Annotated in this window: 1 protein-coding gene; it reads left to right on the forward strand. The window is 53.1% G+C overall.

Annotation, left to right across the window (positions count from 1 at the left end):
* Positions 1–110: 110 nt before the first annotated feature.
* Positions 111–239, forward strand: a 129-nt coding sequence (locus OOJ59_RS28085) for a mercuric transporter MerT family protein (protein WP_261654364.1), incomplete at its 3' end; no start/stop codon positions are given.

The raw sequence follows: 239 nt of genomic DNA on the forward strand, positions 1-239 counted from the left end.
AAAAACGCCAATGGTCAGATTCTCAAAATTAATTTGCATATCGCTTGACTCCGTACATAACTACGGAAGTAAGCTTAAGCTATCCAAACCAAATTTGAAAGGACAAGCGTATGTCTGAACCACAAAACGGGCGCGGCGCGCTCTTCGCCGGTGGGCTGGCCGCCATTCTTGCGTCGGCCTGCTGCCTGGGGCCGCTGGTTTTGATCGCCTTGGGGTTCAGCGGGGCATGGATCGGCAAC

This window comes from Citrobacter sp. W9 (assembly GCF_026719375.1).
Taxonomy (GTDB): Bacteria; Pseudomonadota; Gammaproteobacteria; order Enterobacterales; family Enterobacteriaceae; genus Citrobacter; species Citrobacter werkmanii.